Origin of the sequence: Flavobacterium sp. LHD-85, from assembly GCF_030929595.1 — a bacterium.
Taxonomy (GTDB): Bacteria; Bacteroidota; Bacteroidia; order Flavobacteriales; family Flavobacteriaceae; genus Flavobacterium.
Window position 1 is genome coordinate 191235 of sequence record NZ_JAVFVR010000016.1, and the last position, 16051, is coordinate 207285.

General features: G+C 33.3%; 18 protein-coding genes. 3 read left to right on the forward strand and 15 right to left on the reverse strand.

Annotation, left to right across the window (positions count from 1 at the left end; translation table 11 throughout):
* Positions 1 to 6: 6 nt before the first annotated feature.
* The 7 genes from RB618_RS20920 to RB618_RS20950 form a co-directional block, all read right to left on the reverse strand.
* Positions 7 to 639 (reverse strand): phosphoribosylanthranilate isomerase, encoded by a 633-nt coding sequence (locus RB618_RS20920; RefSeq protein ID WP_308070571.1) that lies wholly within the window; start codon positions 637 to 639, stop codon positions 7 to 9.
* Between the two features lie 162 nt (positions 640 to 801).
* Complete coding sequence (gene trpC, locus RB618_RS20925; RefSeq protein ID WP_308070572.1) at positions 802 to 1581, reverse strand: indole-3-glycerol phosphate synthase TrpC; 780 nt, start codon at positions 1579 to 1581, stop codon at positions 802 to 804.
* A gap of 74 nt (positions 1582 to 1655) precedes the next feature.
* Positions 1656 to 2648 (reverse strand): anthranilate phosphoribosyltransferase, encoded by a 993-nt coding sequence (gene trpD, locus RB618_RS20930; RefSeq protein WP_308070573.1) that lies wholly within the window; start codon positions 2646 to 2648, stop codon positions 1656 to 1658.
* A gap of 140 nt (positions 2649 to 2788) precedes the next feature.
* A complete protein-coding gene (locus RB618_RS20935) occupies positions 2789 to 3355 on the reverse strand; it encodes an aminodeoxychorismate/anthranilate synthase component II (protein ID WP_308070574.1) in 567 nt (188 codons plus the stop codon).
* Positions 3356 to 3440: 85 nt separating this feature from the next.
* Positions 3441 to 3884, reverse strand: coding sequence for a hypothetical protein (locus RB618_RS20940; protein WP_308070575.1), 444 nt, complete (start codon positions 3882 to 3884; stop codon positions 3441 to 3443).
* 116 nt (positions 3885 to 4000) lie between these two features.
* Positions 4001 to 5401: an anthranilate synthase component I family protein gene (locus tag RB618_RS20945; RefSeq protein WP_308070576.1), complete on the reverse strand. Its 1401-nt coding sequence runs from the start codon at positions 5399 to 5401 to the stop codon at positions 4001 to 4003.
* Positions 5402 to 5701: 300 nt separating this feature from the next.
* Positions 5702 to 6982: a hypothetical protein gene (locus RB618_RS20950; RefSeq protein WP_308070577.1), complete on the reverse strand. Its 1281-nt coding sequence runs from the start codon at positions 6980 to 6982 to the stop codon at positions 5702 to 5704.
* A gap of 229 nt (positions 6983 to 7211) precedes the next feature.
* On the opposite strand from RB618_RS20950, the gene RB618_RS20955 reads away from it, so the two are divergent.
* Positions 7212 to 7448 carry a hypothetical protein gene (locus RB618_RS20955; RefSeq protein ID WP_308070578.1) on the forward strand — a complete coding sequence of 79 codons (237 nt, stop codon included), beginning with the start codon at positions 7212 to 7214 and terminating at the stop codon, positions 7446 to 7448.
* Positions 7439 to 7762 carry a type II toxin-antitoxin system RelE/ParE family toxin gene (locus RB618_RS20960; RefSeq protein WP_308070579.1) on the forward strand — a complete coding sequence of 108 codons (324 nt, stop codon included), beginning with the start codon at positions 7439 to 7441 and terminating at the stop codon, positions 7760 to 7762. The genes RB618_RS20955 and RB618_RS20960 overlap by 10 nt, the downstream gene beginning before the upstream one ends.
* A gap of 66 nt (positions 7763 to 7828) precedes the next feature.
* On the opposite strand, the gene RB618_RS20965 is transcribed toward RB618_RS20960, so the two are convergent.
* The 8 genes from RB618_RS20965 to RB618_RS21000 all read right to left on the reverse strand — a co-directional run bounded on the left by RB618_RS20965 (position 7829) and on the right by RB618_RS21000 (position 15111).
* The gene (locus tag RB618_RS20965) at positions 7829 to 8395 is read right to left on the reverse strand and encodes a YceI family protein (RefSeq protein ID WP_111378265.1); all 567 of its coding nucleotides are present in this window, start codon (positions 8393 to 8395) and stop codon (positions 7829 to 7831) included.
* Positions 8396 to 8432: 37 nt separating this feature from the next.
* Positions 8433 to 9065 (reverse strand): NAD(P)H-dependent oxidoreductase, encoded by a 633-nt coding sequence (locus RB618_RS20970; protein ID WP_308070580.1) that lies wholly within the window; start codon positions 9063 to 9065, stop codon positions 8433 to 8435.
* 13 nt (positions 9066 to 9078) lie between these two features.
* Positions 9079 to 9537 carry a MarR family winged helix-turn-helix transcriptional regulator gene (locus RB618_RS20975; RefSeq protein ID WP_198856630.1) on the reverse strand — a complete coding sequence of 153 codons (459 nt, stop codon included), beginning with the start codon at positions 9535 to 9537 and terminating at the stop codon, positions 9079 to 9081.
* A 289-nt stretch (positions 9538 to 9826) separates the two neighbouring features.
* Entirely contained in the window at positions 9827 to 11404 is a 1578-nt protein-coding gene (locus tag RB618_RS20980; protein WP_308070581.1) for a glycerol-3-phosphate dehydrogenase/oxidase, read from the reverse strand.
* A gap of 535 nt (positions 11405 to 11939) precedes the next feature.
* Positions 11940 to 12458: a GNAT family N-acetyltransferase gene (locus RB618_RS20985; protein WP_308070582.1), complete on the reverse strand. Its 519-nt coding sequence runs from the start codon at positions 12456 to 12458 to the stop codon at positions 11940 to 11942.
* A 3-nt stretch (positions 12459 to 12461) separates the two neighbouring features.
* Complete coding sequence (locus tag RB618_RS20990; protein ID WP_308070583.1) at positions 12462 to 12938, reverse strand: DUF6691 family protein; 477 nt, start codon at positions 12936 to 12938, stop codon at positions 12462 to 12464.
* A gap of 10 nt (positions 12939 to 12948) precedes the next feature.
* Complete coding sequence (locus RB618_RS20995) at positions 12949 to 13518, reverse strand: YeeE/YedE thiosulfate transporter family protein (RefSeq protein ID WP_308070584.1); 570 nt, start codon at positions 13516 to 13518, stop codon at positions 12949 to 12951.
* A 174-nt stretch (positions 13519 to 13692) separates the two neighbouring features.
* Positions 13693 to 15111, reverse strand: a complete 1419-nt coding sequence (locus RB618_RS21000; protein ID WP_308070585.1) for an MBL fold metallo-hydrolase — start codon at positions 15109 to 15111, stop codon at positions 13693 to 13695.
* 203 nt (positions 15112 to 15314) lie between these two features.
* On the opposite strand from RB618_RS21000, the gene RB618_RS21005 reads away from it, so the two are divergent.
* Positions 15315 to 15905: an HD domain-containing protein gene (locus RB618_RS21005; protein WP_308070586.1), complete on the forward strand. Its 591-nt coding sequence runs from the start codon at positions 15315 to 15317 to the stop codon at positions 15903 to 15905.
* The last annotated feature ends 146 nt before the right edge of the window (positions 15906 to 16051 follow it).

The window sequence follows — 16051 nt, forward strand, 5'->3', positions numbered from 1 at the left end:
TAAATTTTAAAAGTTGGCAACATCAAATTTGCGTTTGAAATTGCTTAATAGATTTTTATTTTTTAGCCCTGGTTCGATTTCAAATTTACTGTTTACATCGACAGCGTAGATCGGTAAATTGGTTTTTGAAATTTCTTCAATAGCTTTTAGTTCTTTCATTCCGATTCCGCCACTTAAAAAGAAAGGCTTTTTCGAATTGTATTTTTTTAAAATGCTCCAGTCGAAAGTTGTTCCGTTTCCGCCAGGCAGTTTTCCTTTCGTGTCAAATAGAAAATAATCACAGACATTTTCAAAAGGCTTTATTGTTTCGAAATCAAAATTTTCATCTGCCGAAAATACTTTTATGATTTCAATTTTCTTTGGCAATTGATTTTTTAATTCTGATAAAAATTCAACAGATTCACTTCCGTGAAGCTGAACGGCTTGTAAGTTGTATTTTTCAACTTTTTCTAGAATTTCTTCTTGGCTTTGATCGACAAAAACGCCCACTTTTTTGATTGTTTTTATCAATTCGGGAACATTTTCGCTGCAATATCTAGCGGATTTTTCCCAGAAAATAAATCCCATATAGTCAGGCAAAAGAGCGCCTACTTCGAGAATATTTTCAGGATATTTCATACCGCATATTTTGAGTTTCATTTCGTTGTGTGTTTTTAACGCAAAGCGCGCTAAGGTTTTTCTTTCTGTATTGTGTTTAGCATGCGAAAAAGTTCGCAAAGCTTTGTATTAATTTTTCACCACGAATTACTCGAATTACACTAATTAAATTCGTGGAGATTAGTGTAATTCGTGGCAACTTTTTTAAAGCTGTTTAATAAATTCTGTTGCAGCCTCACCTGCGTTATCAGTTTTCATGAAGTTTTCTCCAATCAGGAAACCTTTGTAGTCGTATGGTTTTAGTTCGTGAATGGCTTCAATTGATGAAATACCGCTTTCAGATACTTTTACAAAATCGTTTGGAATTTGAGAAGCTAATTCTTTACTGAAATCTAAGCTTACTTCAAATGTTTTTAGGTTTCTGTTATTTACACCAATCATATCTAAACTTGGCATAATCGATTTTTCTAGTTCCTCTTGATTATGAACTTCCAATAAAACTTCTAAACCTAGATTTTTAGCAAATTCAGATAAAGATTTAATTTCTTCACGAGTTAAAACTGCTGCGATTAATAAAATCAAATCGGCTCCATGTGCTTTTGCCTCAAGAATTTGATATTCATCTACAATAAATTCTTTTCGCAAAAGCGGAATATTTACTGAAGCTCTTGCTAAAAGTAAATCGTCGAGAGATCCCCCAAAGTATTTTCCGTCGGTTAAAACTGAAATTCCGCAAGCTCCAGCATTTTCGTAACCTTTTACTACTTCTTCAACCGTAAAATTATTGTTGATGATTGATTTTGAAGGAGAACGGCGTTTGTGTTCAGCAATAATTCCAGAATTGCTTTCTCTTAATTTCTGGCTAAGAGAAATAGTCTGTTTTCCAAAAAACACTGAAGCTTCCAATTGAGAAACTGGAATAATCGATTTTTTCAGAACAACTTCTCTTTTTTTATCTATTATTATTTTATCTAAAATGTTCATTGTTGTTGTTTTGCCACGAAGTCACAAAGGCACAAATTTAATTAGTGCTAATTCGTGAAATTTGTGTTTGTTTTTTATTTACTTAATTCTTGTAATTTTTTTAACGCTTGAAGTCCTTTTCCAGACAATAAACTTTCTTTTGCTAATTCAAATCCTTCTTTTGGAGAACATTTTGTAACCGTCGCGATTGCCATTGCTGCATTAGCGTAAACCACATTATTCTGCGCTTCGTTTCCTTTTCCTGAAATAATATTGGTAAAAATTTCTGCTGATTCTTCGATGGTTTTTCCGCCTTCGATTTCTGTCTGAGATAAAAGCTGAACGCCAAAATCTTCTGGATTCAACATCCCTTCCATATGATTAGAAATTGTTTTTGTCGGACCTGTCAATGAAATTTCATCATATCCGTCAAGCGAATGCAGGATGGTAAAATTCACATCGGTATTTTGATATAAATAAGCATACATTCTTGCCAATTCTAAGTTGAAAACCCCAACCAACTGGTTTTGCGGAAATGAGGGATTAACCATTGGCCCTAACATATTAAAGAATGTTTTTACAGCCAGTTCTTTTCTAATTGGCCCAACATTTTTCATCGCTGGGTGAAATAGGGGAGCATGCAAGACACAGATTCCAGCTTGATCAATACATTTTTCTAAAAATGAAGGATCATTGCTGAATTTTATTCCCATCTTTTCCATTACGTTGCTTGATCCAGAAATAGATGAAACTCCATAATTTCCGTGTTTTGCCACTTTTATTCCAGCTCCAGCAGATACAAAAGAAGCTAAAGTTGAAATATTGAAAGTATCTTTTCCATCACCGCCCGTTCCGCATAAATCGATGGTGTTGTAAGCTGATAAATCGACACGAATACATAAATCTAACAAAGCTTCACGAAAGCCCGAAAGTTCATCAATTGTAATGCTTCGCATCATAAAAACGGTCAAAAATGCCGAAATCTGACTTGGATTATATTGACCGCTTGAAATATTAATCAATACGTTTTTTGCTTCTTCTTTAGTAAGAACTTCGTGGTTGATTAATTTGTTTAATATAGTTTTCATTGAAATTTAGTCTTAAAGTCTAAAGTCGAAGGTCTTAAAGTCCTTGACTTTGTAATTCATTTTTTTTCTTGTATTTTTTAGTTTTAAAATAGCGAAAGACCTTTTTTTGACTTTATGACTTTCGACTTTAAAACTTTCGACTAGCTGTTAATCCAATTCTCTAAAATCTTTTTCCCATTTGGTGTCAAAACGCTTTCTGGGTGAAACTGAACGCCTCTTACATCATAATTTTTGTGACGTAAAGACATAATTTGTCCATTTTCATCTACTGAAGTTGCTTCTAAATCTTCAGGTAAATTGCTGTCAACAACCCAAGAATGGTATCTTCCAACTTCGAATTCATTTCCTAAGCCTTCAAATAAAATTTCGTCGTCTACTAAAGTCTTTACATTTGTTGCAACGCCGTGATATACTTTGTCAAGGTTTGAAAGCGTTCCGCCAAAAACTTCTCCAATTGCCTGCTGTCCTAAACAGACTCCAAGAATACTTTTTGTTGGACTGTATTTTTCGATTACTGTTTTTAATAAACCAGCTTCATCAGGAATTCCAGGTCCTGGAGAAAGTAATATTTTTTCGAAAGAAGCGATTTCATCAATATCAAATTCATCGTTTCTGTAAACGGTAACTTCGCAGTCTAAATCTTCTAAATAGTGCACCAAGTTGTAAGTGAAACTATCGTAATTGTCTATAACTAAAATCTTTTTCATTTTTTTTAAGGTTCTAAGTTGCTAAGGTTCTGAGTTACTAAGTTTTTTTGCTGAAAACTGAGACTGAGACTGGCAACTAAATTTTTTATTTTTCTCGAACGTATTTTTCTACAATAACACGATCTACGCCTAATTTTTCTACTTTTTCTACTCCTTTTTGAATCAAGGTGTCGTTTTGAACTTTCACCACAAATTCAAATTTGTTGTCTTCCCAATCGCGGTTGTTGAAAAACTCTAAATGTTCTGTGTAAACACTGTCTTTTAAAGTATATTTTCCGCCTCCGCCAAAGAATAATGCTGCTGTTGTATCTTTTCCGTGTTTCAAATCATGATTAAAAAATGCAAAATGTGTATCGTTAATAATTTTAATCATTTTTGTTTTTGAATTGAAAGTCGAGAATGTCGAATCTTTCTCTGTCGTTTCAGCTGATATAAGACGCCAGGTTCCTTCAATCGGATTTTGCTTTTTTTCTGAATTGCAAGAAGTCATAGTAATGATTAAAACTAAAATTGATACTGCGTTTTTCATGTTTTGGTGGTTTTTATAGTTTGTTTTTTAATTGTTTCAGGTTTCAGGTTTCAAGTTTCAGATTTCAAGTTTCACGTTCCAATAACTTGAAACCTGAAACTAAAAAAAACTTGAAACTAAATCTGTTCTGCCATTTCAAGAGCCGTATTCAAAGCTCTTAATTTATTGTAAACTTCTTGCATTTCGCTTTCTTCATCAGAACTTGCTACGATTCCAGCTCCTGCTTGACAGTGCAATTGATGGTTTTTAGAAAGAAACGTTCGAATCATAATCGCGTGATTAAAGTTTCCGTCAAAGTCCATAACCCCGATTGCACCTCCATAGAAATTACGGTTTGTTTTTTCACATTCTTCAATTAACTGCATGGCTCTGTGTTTTGGAGCACCGCTTAAAGTTCCTGCAGGAAAAGTATCCGCCACGACTTGCATAGTTGTCGCTTTATCGTGTAAATGTCCAGTAACTTTAGAAACTAGGTGAATTACATGTGAGAAAAACTGAACTTCTCTGTATTTTTCTACATTTACATCATGTCCGTTTCGGCTTAAATCATTTCTTGCCAAATCAACTAACATTACGTGTTCACTATTCTCTTTTTTATCTTCAGAAAGTTCTTTTGCTAAAAGTGCGTCGCGTTCGTCATTTCCAGTTCTTTTGAAAGTTCCAGCAATTGGATGAATTTCGGCTTTTCTGTTTTTTACGATAATTTGGGCTTCTGGAGAAGAACCGAATATTTTAAAATCACCGTAATCAAAAAAGAATAAATATGGAGAAGGGTTGATGCTTCTTAAAGCTCTGTAAACGTTAAATTCATCTCCTTTAAAACCTTGTGTAAATCGGCGAGAAAGAACCAATTGGAAAACATCGCCACGGTAACAGTGTTTTTTGGCTAAAGCTACATTTGCTTTAAATTCTTCATCAGTTAAGTTAGAGAAGCCTTCTCCTTCTTTAGAGAATTTATAAGAAGCAATATTTCTTGATTGTAATAATTGCTCGATTTCAGCAATATTATTTTTATTATCTACGCTGTGGCAAAAAATATAAGCTTCGTTTTTGAAGTGATTAATTGCAATAATATTTTGATAAACTGCATAAAAAACATCTGGAATAGAAGTCGCATTGTCTTTTTTTGCAATAGATACTTTTTCGAAGTAACGAACAGCATCATAAGAAATGTATCCGAATAAACCGTTATTAATGAATTTGAAATCATTTTTCTCTGATTGAAACTGACTTGAAAATTCTTGAATTACCTGAGGAATATTTGTTGAAGCATCAATCATAATTTTCTCAGAAGTTCCGTCAGGAAATGCTTTTGAGATTGTTTCATTTTCGATTTTAATTGTAGCAATAGGATTGCAGCAGATGTAAGAGAAACTGTTGTCATTTCCATGGTAATCACTACTTTCCAGTAATAAGCTGTTTGGGAATTTATCTCTAATTTTGAAATAAATGCTTACTGGCGTAACCGTATCTGCCAGAATTTGTTTGTAATGTGTATTAAGAATAAAAGGTTTCAAAATATATAGTTTTTATGTGTTGTTAATTTATGTTTCGGTTTTGATCAAAAAAAAAGGGCTTGTCGTGATGACAAGCCCTTTATATTTTTATATTTCTTACAATACCATAGGAAGCTTCGTTCACGACGTCTGACGTAAATTGCTCCACCACCAAGTATTGTTTAAAATTGTTCTCATTTCTTTATTTTGATATGACAAAGATATAAATGTAATTTTAATTAGAGTACATAAAATTTCAAAAAAAACTTTTCGAATCTGTGAAATTTGTTAAATTTTGATTTAGAATGCTTCTGTAACTCCTTAATTTCCACTTGCTATCGTGTTGTTTACATTTAATCTAAAATCTGGATTTCCTTTGATGTTTGGTATTGCAAATAACTCGTTAAGTTTCATTTTTGTATATTCTATGCCATAAGCTGGGTTGCCATAATAGCTTTTTATACCCGGAATATTGCTCCCAGATTCGCTTTCAATTTCACCTTGACAATTATTTGCCACAACGTTTTTAAAAGTGATTTTTGATAGATTAGCTTCTCCATTTCCAATATTTCCTTCCAATAAAATAAAGGGAGCAAATCCAGAAACCACACTATTGGTTAAGTTGAAGAAAGTATTTTCTTTAATGTAAGCAGATTCTCTAACCAAACCTTGATTGTTTTCTTCTAAGTTAACCAAAGTGATGTTGCTCGCATTAATTTTGGTCATTTTTTTGGTCATATCTGTAGTGCCAACTTTTTCATATGAATCTACTTCAAAACATCTTGAACCTGAAATATCTGAAGAAAACGGATGGCGAATTGCAATACTGTTTGCGATATTAATTTGAGCCCCTTGAGTAAAGTCAAAATCATCGTCAGTTGTTCTGTATGAAACTAAATTGTTCAGATTTAAATCTCCTCCATAACATTCAAAAGAATCATCATTTGAATAACTGATTTGAACATGGCTAATAGTTGTTTTTCTTCCAACACCAGCAAGAGAAAGACCGTTTAATTCTTTAGAAGCACTTAATTTTCTTCCCGCATATTCGATTCTCACATATTTCATAACACCTGAATTATCTTCTGAATCTTGTCCTCCGTAATGATTTAAAGTTGGATCTAAATCGAAAGGCAAAGTGTGAATTCCTCCTAAAGAGTTTATTGGAGCTTTTCCTAAAATGATAATTCCACCCCAGTCGCCTGGTTTTCTATTATTTATTTCATTTTCAGATGTAAAAACAATTGGGTCAGTTTCTAGTCCTTCGGCCATAATTTTTGCACCATTTGTTATTACTAAGGTTCCGCAGGTTTTATCATCGCCTCGTATAACAGTTCCAGGCTCAATAGTTAAAGTTGCATTATTTGTAACATATACAACACCTACTAAATGGTATATATTACGTTTTGTTAATCTTGTGTCTTTATCGATTGTTCCAGCAATTATGTTTGTTGCTTCACCATAGTCATTGCCAGCAGGTTTAAAGCTCGTCCAGTTAGTCATCCAATTTGAAGTGCCAATGATTCCTTTTGGTTGTTGTTGAGCTTGTGCGAAAAAGCTGATAATGAAGATTATGCATGCAAAATGTAATTTTGTTTTCATAACTATGATTTTAATTTCTAGTTTTTGATTTTTTTTAATTGTCCCAAAAATAGAAGCTGTATGTTAATCAAAGTCCTGATACTTATTACGAAAGAGTTACTATATTATTAAGAATGTTAAGTTTATGAAAAGGGTTAATGTCTTTTTTATGTATAAAAGTCTATTTTAAAATTATTTGCAATTAAATTTCATTTAAAGATAATTTGTAACTTTGATAAAAATAAAAGAAATGGATTTAGATACTCGAAAAGTGATTTTTATTAGAGACTTTCTTAAACTTGAAAGTGAGAGAGCAATTTCTCAGTTTGAAAAATTGTTAAAAAAGGAAATTAAAGAAGATTTAGAATTAAAACCAATGTCTATTGCTGAATTTCATAAAAGAATTGATACTTCTATAAAAGATTCAAAAAATGAAAGGATAACAGATGTTGATGAGTTAATTTCTGAGATTGAGAAATGGAGTTGAAAATTTATTGGACTGATTTTGCTAAAAGTGAATTAAGAAAGATTTTTGATTATTATAAGAAAGAAGCAAGCCTAACTGTTGCGAAAAAGCTTGTACTTGGGATTACCAAAGAAACTCTAAAATTAAAACCAAAGCCAACAAATGCAATAGGACAAAAAGAAGAGCTTTTAGAAAGCTATTCTGAAGAAATACGATATTTGGTTTATAAAAATTATAAAATTATTTATTGGATTAATTTAAAGAAAAATTCAATTGAAATTTTAGATGTTTTTGATACAAGACAAAACCCAATAAAAATTAAAAGAAGTACTTAAAAAATAAACCCCAACAGTTAAAACTGCTGGGGTTTATTGTATTTCTGAACTAGTAAGGCTGAAATATTAGAATTTTAAAGCTACAGCCAATTCAAATTCGTCGTTGATAGTTTTATCTCCTAAACCGTCGAAGAAGCTACCTGAACCGTATTTAATATCATATTTAGTTCTGTCAACTTTGAAAGCAGTTGTTGCAGTGTTTCCTTTTACAGTGATATCAAAAGTTACAGGTTTAGTAATTCCTTTGATAGTTAAGTCTGCAGTTACAGTGTAAACGTCAGCAGATTTTGCACCGATAGTTTTGAAAACTAATTTTGAAGTTGGGAATTTGTCAGTTCCGAAGAAATCGTCAGCTTTTAAGTGACCGTTTAATTTTCCTTGGTATTCTCCAGTTAAATCTGTAGAAGTTAATGAAGTCATGTCAACAGTAAAGTTACCACCAGCTAATTTTTTTCCTTTGAAAATAACAGCACCTTCTTTGAAGTTTACAGTTCCAGAGTGCTCTCCAGTTACTTTTTTACCTACCCATTTAATAGTAGATGCTTTTACGTCGATTTTTTTAGTTTGAGCGTTTACTGAGATTCCAGCTGCTGCTACGAATAATGCTATTGCAATAGTTTTTAAATTTTTCATGTTTTTAAAATTAAATTTGAATTTGATTAATAAATAATTATAGTGTGATAAATAATTCCTCGTGTGATTTTCTAACTTTTTTCTGGTGCTGAGATTTGTCATCATCATGTCTGTAGCCTACAGTTGCAATAACTGAAGCGTTTAAACCTAATTTATCGAAACCTAAGATTTCATTAAATTGAGCAGCATTGAAACCTTCCATTGGAGTTGCATCAATTTTTAATTCAGCCGCTGCATTTAATAAGTTTCCTAAAGCTAAATAAGTTTGTTTTGCAGTCCAGATGTGTTTTGCATCTTCAGATAAATTTGAAATTACGTTTTTCATCATATCGCTGAATCCGCCTAAAGCTTCAGTAGGAACACCTCTTACTTCGCTGATATTACTGATATATTTGTCAACAGAACCTGCATCAAGGCTTAAGTCGTTTGCAAAAATGAATAGGTGAGAAGCGTCTGTAATTTGAGTTTGTCCCCAAGCTGCACCTTTTAATTTTTCTCTTAATTCTGGATTTTCAACAATAACTACTTTATAAGGTTGTAATCCGTATGAAGAAGCGCTTAATCTAACCGCCTCTTTTAATGTATTTAAATCAGCATCTGATATCTTTTTTGAAGCATCAAATTGTTTGGTTGCGTATCTCCAATTTTGATTTGCTAAGAAATTGCTCATAGTTTATATTATTTTATTTGTTGGTTCTATATTTTTCTAATAATTGATTTAAGAAAACTAATTCTTCTGGTTTTAAATTGTTTGCAAATGTTTGCTCATGCTCATCAACTTTCGGATCTAATTCTTTTAAAACATCTAGTCCTTTTTGTGTAATCGAAACTTCAATCTTTCTTCGATTATCAGGACAGACATTTCGCGTAACAAAATCCTTCAATAATAATTTGTCTACCAAACGTGTTGTGTTGCTTGTTTTAGCAAGCATTCGCTCTTGTATCACGCACATATTAGCAGGCTTTCCTTTTTGTCCTCTTAATATACGCAACACATTGTACTGTTCTCCAGATAAATCATACGGTTTGATCAACTCGTTGAAATGATCCTGAATCACATTTTGCGTGTACATGATATTCAGAATAACTTTTTTCGCATTATCCATCTTAACCGTACTCTTAATAACCTCTTCAATTGTCATAGTCGTAAGTGTATAATTTGTATATACAAATGTATAACTTTTAATAGTTGTATATACAAGTGTTGTGTTAATTTTTTGTTAATATGTATATATGCGCATTCTATAAGAACTAAAAGAATGGTTTTTTAGAGAATAAAATTAAAATAATTTTTTATGTAACGTATTGATATGTTGTTAATTAATAATTTTTTAATATCAAGACGATTTTTAATTTTAAAATATTTAGCAATTGATTTTTTGTAGGGTAACTTTAAGCTAAAAGATTCTCTTAATCAGCTATTTTTACGATTTATCGGAATTCAGACAGCAGAAAACCTTTCGAAATTGGCCTAAAATTGGCAATTTCTGCGTTTATCCAGGCTTCATCATGTCCCAATTCTTTGGAAATTATTCTTGCTGTTTTCTCCGAAACTTCAATTGCAGCTCTGGCATCTAAGAATAATAAACGAACTCTTCTGGCTAAAATATCGTCTACAGTTCTTGCCATTTCGTAACGAATTGCCCAAACAACTTCTGCCATTGTAAATTCGTGATTGGGATGAAGTTTTTCTTTCAGTTCAGGTTCGCTTTCCTGTAATTCTATTATTTTTGGAATATCAGTACCATATATATAAAGGTGATTTTCCCTATCTAAAGAATTCGTTGGTTGATTTCCATGAATTGAAAGATGTTCTGTACTGCATTCTTTCTTTTCTAATTTGCCAGTTTTGATAGCTTTATCAATAATGTCCTCCGCAATTTTTCTGTATGTTGTCCATTTTCCTCCAGTAATGGTAATAAGCCCCGTTTCTGAAACTATAATTTTATGGCTTCTAGAAACTTCTTTGGTGCTTTTGCCTTCTTCTTTAGGCGCTGCTAACGGACGCAATCCTGCAAAAACAGATAATACATCTTTTCTTTCTGGCTTTTTTGCTAAGAACCTTTGCGCAGTTTCCAAAACAAATTGGATTTCGCTTTCTAAAGCAATAGGTTCTAAACTTTGCTTTTTAATTAAAGTGTCAGTTGTTCCAACTACAATTCGGTTATGCCACGGAACAGCAAATAAAACTCTTCCATCTTTTGTTTTCGGAATCATTAAAGCATTTTCGCCTGGAAGAAAAGATTTGTCTAGAACCAAATGGATTCCCTGACTTGGAACAATATATTTTTTATAAACTTTATCATTTAATTTCATGATGGCGTTTGTAAAAACTCCTGTTGCATTTATTACCACAGAACCTTTTATATCATATTTAATTCCGCTTTCATGATCTTCAACCTGAACTCCAATAATTTGATTTTTGTCGTCTTTCAATAAATTGGTAACCTTTATATAATTTAAAAGACAAGCTCCGTTTTCTACAGCGGTTTGAGCAAGATTGATGGCTAGACGAGCGTCGTCAAATTGACCGTCATGATAAATAACGCCATTGACCAAACCTTTTTCCTCAACGTTAGGAAGCATTTCGATAGTTTTCTTTTTTGAAAGATATCTAGAACTTCCTAAACTTAAAAAGCCTGATAATAAATCATATATTTTTAATCCGATCGTATAAAAATAACCGCTCAGCAAATGATAATTCGGAATTACAAACGACTGGTTTTTGACTAAATGAGCTGCGTTTTGTGCTAATAGTCCTCGTTCTTTCAATGCTTCTCGAACTAAATGCACATCTCCTTGAGCCAAATAACGTACACCGCCATGAACCAATTTGGTGCTTCGGCTTGAAGTTCCTTTTGCAAAATCTACCGCTTCAAATAAAATGGTTTTATAACCGCGACTTGCTGCGTCAACAGCTGTCCCGAGACCGCTTGCACCTCCGCCAATTATTATTACATCCCAATTTTCAGTATTTTGTAGTTTGGTTAATTGCTCGGAGCGGTTCATATATGTATGGGACTTTTTGTTTAAAGCAAACTTAACGAAATGAAATTAAAAATTGATGAAGAAATATTCCATAGGAATATCTGATCGGTAGAAAAAAATATCGTTTTGTATTGTGTCCTGTAGGGACAGCTATTTATAATGTATTTGTAAATCAATCAAACGTTCCTACAGAACGTAAAAATGGAATCCAAATTCAATTCTACCGATGAGACATTCCTATGGAATGAATAGGTCATTAGAATACAAACCCGACAGGTTTTTAAAACCTGTTGGGTTTAACCAACTTAGAAATATTCCATGGGAATATCTGATCGGTAGAAAAAAAATATTGTTCAGTATTGTGTCCTGTAGGGAGACCTGTTTTTTGTAAATGATATCTAGGTTTATCGCTCAAACGTTTCTGCGGGACGTATCAATGGAATTCAAATTCAATTCTACCAATGAGACATTCCTACGGAATGAATTGCTTCCTAAAAAAGCAAAACCCGACAGGTTTCAAAAAACTGTCGGGTTATCAATTGTACGGATTTTATATTTATATCAATCGTTTTTCAAATGCTTTTCTTGCAGAGCCTCTAAAATAGACTTCTCCACAATATGTATATTTTAATCTGTCTAAAATTCTCAACATCGGAGTATTATCGAAGTTTGTGTCTACTTTTATACTATAAATTTTATTTTCGACAGATAAACCCTCAATGCTTTCAAATAGTTTGGTTGCAATTCCTTTTCCTTTTGCCAATTTTGAAACCGCTACACGATGCACAACAGTATAATCATCATCAGTAAGCCATTTGCCTTCGATATTTTCGTAAGCAGGTTCTTTGTCAAAAATAATCGCGGCATAAGCTAGAATCGATTCGTCTTCTGTAAAAACATATCCGTAACCATTTTCGATATCATTTTTAACAGAAAGTTCATTCGGATAACCATCTTGCCACTGTGTACTTCCGTCTAGTCTTCTTTGTTCGATTGCATCTTGCAGGATTTCCCAGATTTGAGGTGTTTCTGAAAGATTTGCTTTTCTTAGAGATAGCTTTTCTGTTGTATTCATTTTTTAATGAGGCAATTTATCTTTGATCAAACCATAAACCCAAGTTCCAGCAATGGCGCTAACCAAGGTAACTACAATTACTGTAGCTCCTGTACCAATTTGTGCAAAAAGCGGACCTGGACAAGCTCCAGTAATCGCCCATCCGAAACCGAATAACAATCCGCCGTAGATTTGTCCTTTATTAAAAGTTTTTGGTTGGATTTCAATTTTTTCTCCATTAAGAGTTTTGATGTTGAATTTTTTAATCAATTGTACTGATATTAGTCCAACAACGACAGCACATCCAATTACGCCATACATGTGAAATGATTCCAGATTGAACATTTCCTGAATACGAAACCAGCTGATGATTTCTGCTTTTACGAATACAATTCCGAAAAAGATTCCAACAATTAAATATTTTAAGTTTCCTAATGCAGTTTCTTTTTTCTGACTTGCGTTGATTCCTTCGCCGTCTATATTTTTATTTTCTAAACTCATTTTTGAAATTTTAAAGTGAAAGAATATAAGGTAAAATCAAAAGTGCCATTACAAAACCGCCAATCATAAAACAGATTGTAGCTACCAATGACGGCCATTGTAAGTTTGATAATCCCATGATCGCGTGTCCGCTTGTGCACCCGCCAGCGTAACGAGTTCCAAAACCTACCAAGAATCCGCCAACCACAATCATAATAAATCCGCGAAGCGTTAATAAACTTTCCCAAGAAAATAATTGTGCAGGAACCAAACCGCTGTGATCTGTAATTCCGTAAGTTGCTAATTTTTCTGATAATTCAGGAGCAATTTCTACCGGATTTGGATTCGATAAAAAATGAGCCGAAATAAAACCTCCGAAAAATATTCCGAGAACGAAGAATAAATTCCAGCTTTCTTTTTTCCAGTCGTATTTAAAAAATGAAATATTCGCCGGAACACAAGCCGCACAAATATGACGAAGAGAAGAACTAATCCCGAAAGATTTATTCCCAATAATTAATAAAATTGGTACTGTTAATCCAATTAAAGGGCCTGCAACGTACCAAGGCCAAGGTTCTCTCAAAATATCTAGTAAACTCATATATAATTTAAAAATTAAGTGTTTTTCTCTACCATATAAGTTATATAAGAAATTATAAGTTGGAGTTTCTTCTATAACTTAGAAAAGTTAAGTAAATATAAGAACTGGGCTTAAAAACACCCCAATCTAAAATGAACTTACATCACTTATATGGTAAAAATTTATTTTCAATGTTTATGCTTTCAAAACCTTGCTTTGACAAACAAAATCTGATTTTGGAACATCGGTTTTTGAAATCGCTCCGAAACCGCCTTCAACTTCAGAGAAATTTCTGAAACCTCTTGCTTGAAGAATAGAAGCTGCTATCATACTTCTATAACCGCCAGCACAATGTAGATAGAAATGTTCATTAGGATTAATGTCTTTTACCCAATCATTAATATAAGCCAAAGGTTTGCTGTAAGCGTCATCAATATGTTCCGCTGCATATTCTGTTTCCTTACGAATATCTACCACTTTATCTTCTCCAAATTTAAACTCATTTGCAAACTGTTCAGCAGTAATTCTGTTAACCGTATCAATTTCGAAACCTGCATTTTGCCAAGCTTCAAAACCGCCTTCCAAATGTCCGATAATCGTATCAAAACCAACTCGGCTTAAACGAGTTACAGTTTCCTCTTCCATGCCAGCAGTAGTAACCAATATAATAGGTTGTTTTACATCAGCAATTAAAGTTCCAACCCACGGAGCAAAATCACCATTGATTCCGATGTTGATAGACTGCGGAATAAATCCTTTGCTAAAATCGGCCGCACTTCTTGTATCTAGAATTAAAGCTCCAGTTTCTTCAGCAACGGCTTCAAATTCTTTTGCATTTATAGCTCTCATTCCGTTGTGTAAAACAGTTTCAAAGCTTTCGTAACCACCTTTGTTCATTGCAACGTTCATGCTGAAATAGGCAGGAGGAGGCAACAATCCGTCAGTTACTTCTTTGATGAATTCTTCTTCGGTCATATTAGCACGCAAAGCATAATTGGTCGCTTTTTGATTACCGATAGTCGAAACAGTTTCTTTGCTCATGTTTTTTCCGCAAGCGCTTCCCGCACCGTGCGCAGGATAAACAATAACGTCATCAGCCAAAGTCATTATTTTATCTCTTAACGAATGAAATAAAATTCCAGCCAATTGGTCTTGTGTCATTCCGGCTGCTTTTTGAGCTAAATCTGGACGCCCGACATCTCCAATAAATAAAGTGTCTCCAGAGAAAATGGCGTGATCTTTTCCGTTTTCGTCAATTAATAAAAAAGTAGCGCTTTCCATTGTGTGGCCAGGGGTGTGCAATACTTTAATAGTTATGTTTCCGATTTTAAACTCTTGTCCGTCTTTTGCAGAAATGCAATCAAATTCGCAGGTAGCATTTGGTCCGTAAACGATTGGCGCTCCTGTTTCTTTGCTCAGATCAACGTGTCCAGAAACGAAATCGGCATGGAAATGCGTTTCAAAAATGTATTTCAGTTTCACTCCGTCACGCTCTAAACGATCCAGATAAGGCTGAATTTCTCTAAGCGGATCAATAATGGCCGCTTCGCCATTTGAAGTGATATAGTATGCACCTTGAGCGAGGCATCCGGTGTAAATTTGTTCTATTTTCATGATTCAGTAATAAAAATAATGGAAGACAAAGGTAGTTTTGTTTTTTAAAAAAATAGGTGACTAATGTTACAGAAATTAGGTTTTTGTGTAAAATAATATGGATTTTGCCATACGATCTCAGATAAGTTAATTTTAAGTTGAGCAATTACGCTTTAAGCTTTAATTTTGCATATGACGATTGTCATTTCAAAACAGAAAAGAAAATGAACACACAGGATTTAATAGATCAAATTGCTTTTATAAAAGAAATTGATAAAGTAAAATACATTCAGCGTAAGACCAAATTATTTAATAGCGACAGATGCGAAAATGATGCAGAACACAGTTGGCATTTGGCTTTAATGGCAATTGTTTTGGCAGAATATTCCAACGAGCCAATTGATGTTTTGAAAGTCGTAAAAATGGTTTTGATTCATGACATTGTTGAAATTGACGCGGGTGACGTTTTTATTTATGATACTGTAAAAAGTCATGACAATACAGACGAAGAACGCTTAGCAGCGAACAGAATCTTTGGTTTGCTGCCAGAAAAGCAAGCCAAAGAGTTAATTGCTATTTGGGAAGAATTTGAAGCGGGAGAAACCAATGAAGCCAAATTTGCAAGATCGATGGACAGACTTGAACCATTATTACAAAACACATCAAATAACGGCGGAACTTGGAAAGAATTCGGAGTGAAATATGATAAAGTTTACGAAAAGAAAAGCATTATTAAAGAGGGTTCAAAATCGATATGGAATTACGCTGAAGGTTTAATTAATGAAAGTGTTGAAAAGGGGATTTTAGAGAAATAACCAGCAATAATCACGCAATCAAAATCAAATATAGCCTGCGGTTTCAACCGCAGGAAATATATCGGATATGCATTGTGTCCCCGTGGTTGAAACCACGGGTTATGTTTTGATCATGTAAATCTAAACACAATCTTGTCTCTTCGGTC